General features: G+C 68.9%; 4 protein-coding genes. 2 read left to right on the top strand and 2 right to left on the bottom strand.

Annotated features, from left to right (window positions below; all coding sequences use genetic code 11):
- Positions 1–1,599, bottom strand: a 1,599-nt coding sequence (locus tag V6M56_RS21790; RefSeq protein ID WP_332687011.1) for a M24B family metallopeptidase, incomplete at its 3' end; no start/stop codon positions are given.
- A gap of 306 nt (positions 1,600–1,905) precedes the next feature.
- Here V6M56_RS21790 and V6M56_RS21785 point away from each other — a divergent pair.
- Positions 1,906–2,148 (top strand): hypothetical protein, encoded by a 243-nt coding sequence (locus V6M56_RS21785; protein WP_332687009.1) that lies wholly within the window; start codon positions 1,906–1,908, stop codon positions 2,146–2,148.
- An 86-nt stretch (positions 2,149–2,234) separates the two neighbouring features.
- Positions 2,235–2,363, top strand: coding sequence for a hypothetical protein (locus V6M56_RS21780; RefSeq protein WP_332687007.1), 129 nt, complete (start codon positions 2,235–2,237; stop codon positions 2,361–2,363).
- 76 nt (positions 2,364–2,439) lie between these two features.
- On the opposite strand, the gene V6M56_RS21775 is transcribed toward V6M56_RS21780, so the two are convergent.
- Complete coding sequence (locus V6M56_RS21775; RefSeq protein ID WP_332687005.1) at positions 2,440–3,387, bottom strand: 50S ribosomal protein L11 methyltransferase; 948 nt, start codon at positions 3,385–3,387, stop codon at positions 2,440–2,442.
- Positions 3,388–3,425 lie beyond the last annotated feature (38 nt).

The following is a 3,425-nucleotide window of genomic DNA, read 5'->3' as shown; positions in this document are numbered from 1 at the left end:
GTAATCGCCTTCCTTGTAGTAGCCGGGCTCGTTCGACAGGATCATGCCCGGCTCCAGCGGCGTGGTGCCGAGCTTGGAGAGCCGCTGCGGGCCTTCATGCACCGAAAGATAGCTGCCGACGCCGTGGCCGGTGCCATGGTCGAAATCGAGCCCGACCTGCCAGAGCGGTTGCCGCGCCAGCGCGTCGAGCTGGGCTCCTGACGTGCCCTTGACGAAGAGCGCGCGCGAGATCGCGACATGGCCCTTGAGCACGCGGGTATAGCGGTCGCGCATCTCCGCCGTCGGCTCGCCGATCGCCATGGTGCGGGTGATGTCGGTGGTGCCGTCCTCATATTGCCCGCCGGAATCGACCAGGAAGATGCCGGGCTCGATCTTCCGATTGCTCGATTCGGTGACGCGATAATGCGGCAGGGCGGCATTTGCGCCCGCGCCGGCGATGGTGGTGAAGGAGACGTCCTTGAGCAGGCCGGTCTTCAGGCGCTCGGCCTCCAGCGCGGCGACCGCGTCGATCTCGCTCAGGCTGCCGCTCAGTGCCTCGCGCGCCAGCCAGGAGAGGAAGCGGGCCATGGCGACGCCGTCGCGCAGCTGGGCCCGGCGCGCTCCCGCGAGCTCGGTCTCGTTCTTCCTTGCCTTCATCAGCGCGGTCGGGTCGGCGCCGGCCTCCGGCGTGCCGCCGGCCTTGCGGATCAGGGTCGCGAGCGCGGCCGCGGCGGTCGTCGAATCGAGCCGGACCCTGGCTTTGGCAGCACCGAGTACCTCGAGCTGCGCTTCCAGCGCCTGCGGCGGGGCGATCTCGCCGAGCGCGCCGATGGCGTCGCCCGCCTCGTTGGTGATCTTTTCCGGCGCCAGGAAGACGGTCGGCCGGCCCTCGCGCGGCACGATGGCGTAGCCGAGCGGCAAGGGCGTGTGCTCGACATCGCCGCCGCGGATGTTGAAGGTCCAGGCCAGCGCATGCGGGTCGGACAGCACCAGCGCGTCGACCTTGTCCCTGGCCAGCGCCTCCTGGATGCGCGCCAGCTTGCTCGCCGCGCTCTCGCCGGCATATTCGGCGGGATGCGCCTTGACCGGCGCGGTCGGCGGGGCAGGGCGGTCGCTCCAGAGCGCATCGATCGGGTTCGGCGTCACCGCGACCAGCTCGCCGCCGGCGGCCGCCACCGCCTTTTCGAGTTTCGCGACGCCGTCGACGGTGTGGAGCCATGGGTCGTAGCCGAGCTTTCCGCCGGCGGGAAGATTGGCCTCGATCCATTTGTCGAGCGGCGTCACCTCCATCCTGACCGGCGCGACCACGGCGGTGTCGGTCTGCTCGGCCGACTGGATGGTGTAGCGCCCGTCGACGATCAGCGCCGCCTTGTCGGCCAGCACCACGGCATTGCCGGCCGAGCCGGTGAAGCCGGTGAGCCAGGCGAGGCGCGCCATATGCGCCGGGACGTACTCGCCCTGGTGCTCGTCGGCGCGCGGCACGACGAAGCCCGCAAGCCCCTGGCGCGCCAGCGCGGCGCGCAGGGCCGCGATCCGCGGCGCGACCTGCGACGGGTCGCTCGGCTCGGAGAAGGACTGGAAGCGGCAGGCGGCGGTGCTGGCGGAAGGCGATACGGTCATGTCAGGTCCAAAAAGCTGCGATATCGGCCATGCTCGCGCGCCGGCCCGGCAAAGGCCAGCGCAAATCATGAGATTTTCCGGGCTCTCGAAGCAGGCCCGGCCTGGCGTCCGATTAGGCATGCCTGCCGCCTGGTTATGCGACATGCGCCAATCATTAACGGGATTATCCTCTCGTCATGCGTTCTGTGCATGTTGTGCATATGCGAACATGCCTTCTCGCAAGTGCGAAGAAGGCCCATCTTGACGGCATAAGAGAACGAGGAAGCGACCGGGACTGTCCTTCGTTTCGTTGAGGAGATGGACCCTATGACCTATGTGCTGAACAACGCCGCCGAGATGCCCGCCATCGCGCGCGCCGAGGCGACCGGGACGACCGCCGGGCCGGGCTTCTGGCAGCGCTTCTATGCCGCGCTGATCGAGAGCCGCCGCCGCTCCGCGCTGCGCGAGCTGCGCGCCTATTCCTACCTGGCCCGCGAGTCCGAGATCACCCTCGGCGGCTTTCCGACCGTCGCGCTGAAAAGCGACGCCGAACTGCCGTTCAACCGCTGAGATTCGCAACCGCTGAGATCTGCAACCGCTGAAACCCGGAGCGCCGGCTGCGTCACGCGCCGCGCCCCAACTTAAGGAGAACGATCATGATCGCCATCATCAAGCACATCTATGAGTGGACCATCGACGCGGCGAAGTTCACGTCGGCCGTCTGGCACGACGCCCGCGCCATGCAGGCGGAAGCCGAAGAGAAGTACGGCCATATCGCTTTCTGAGCCGGCGGCGCGCTTCGCCGCCATGCCGGCCGCCTGACGCGGCGTCCTGCGCGCCGAAGGCGTGAGACTGTAGAGCCTATCGGAGGCGGCGTGGCCTGGCGGCTGCGCCGCCTCTTTTCATGACCAGCGTCGCCCAGCCCTCGCGCGAGGAGCGCCGCGCCAGGGCCAGGCCCTGGTGGCGGTAGGCCGAGACGACCCCGGCGACGTCCATCTCCAGCAGGCCGGAGAGGATGACGACACCGTCATCGGCCAGCACGGCGGCGATCGAGGGCGCGAGCTTGCGCAGCGGTCCGGCGAGGATGTTGGCGAAGACCAGGTCGAAATGCCGGGGCCGGTCGGCCTTGGCATGGCGCAGGCCGGGCGCGACATAAAGGTCGAGCGCGTGGGGAGCGTGATTGACGCCGGCATTGCGGGCCGCGACCTCGACAGCGATGGCGTCGATATCCCCGGCGACGACCTTGCGCTTGATCTGCTTGGCGAGCGCCAGCGCCAGGATGCCGGTGCCGGTGCCGACATCGATGGCGTGGCGCGGCCGGCGGCGCTTCAATTCGGCATCGAGGGCGAGCAGGCAGCCGGCTGTGGTGCCGTGATGGCCGGTGCCGAAGGCGAGCGCCGCCTCGATCTCGATCGCGACGTCGTTGACGCGCACGAAATCGCGGTCATGGGCGCCATGGACCAGGACCCTGCCGGCCCGCACGGGCTTCAGCCCATCGAGGCTGGCGGCGACCCAATCCTGCTGGTTGACGGTGGCGAAGGGGGTGGTGTCGACGATTGCGCCGACGATCGGGCGCAGCATGTCGCGCACCGCCGCCTCGTCGGGGTGGGTCGCGAAATAGATCTCGACCTTCCAGGGCGCATTCAGCGACAGGGTGGTGACGCCGCTCTCGATCTCGAAGGCGGAGATCGCCGTCTCGGTCGGGTCGAAGACCTCGCCCAGCAGTTCGGTCAGCGCGCGCGCCTTGTCGCCGCTGGTCGAGAGTTCGAGGACGGTCGCGACCGTCGATGGCAGGAGGCCTTCACGCATGGCGGGGGCTTAGCAGCCCGCTAGTGGCTTGTCATGCG

Origin of the sequence: Allobosea sp., assembly GCF_036675845.1 — a bacterium.
Lineage (GTDB): Bacteria > Pseudomonadota > Alphaproteobacteria > Rhizobiales > Beijerinckiaceae > Allobosea.
Note: the sequence above shows the minus strand (reverse complement) of the source record. Positions and strands in the feature narration are given on the sequence as shown.

Excerpts from the sequence above, each read along its gene's own strand:
- V6M56_RS21785 (WP_332687009.1), top strand. The coding sequence starts at position 1,906 with ATGACCTATGTGCTGAACAACGCCGCCGAGATGCCCGCCATCGCGCGC.
- V6M56_RS21780 (WP_332687007.1), top strand. The coding sequence starts at position 2,235 with ATGATCGCCATCATCAAGCACATCTATGAGTGGACCATCGACGCGGCG.
- V6M56_RS21775 (WP_332687005.1), bottom strand. The coding sequence starts at position 3,387 with ATGCGTGAAGGCCTCCTGCCATCGACGGTCGCGACCGTCCTCGAACTC.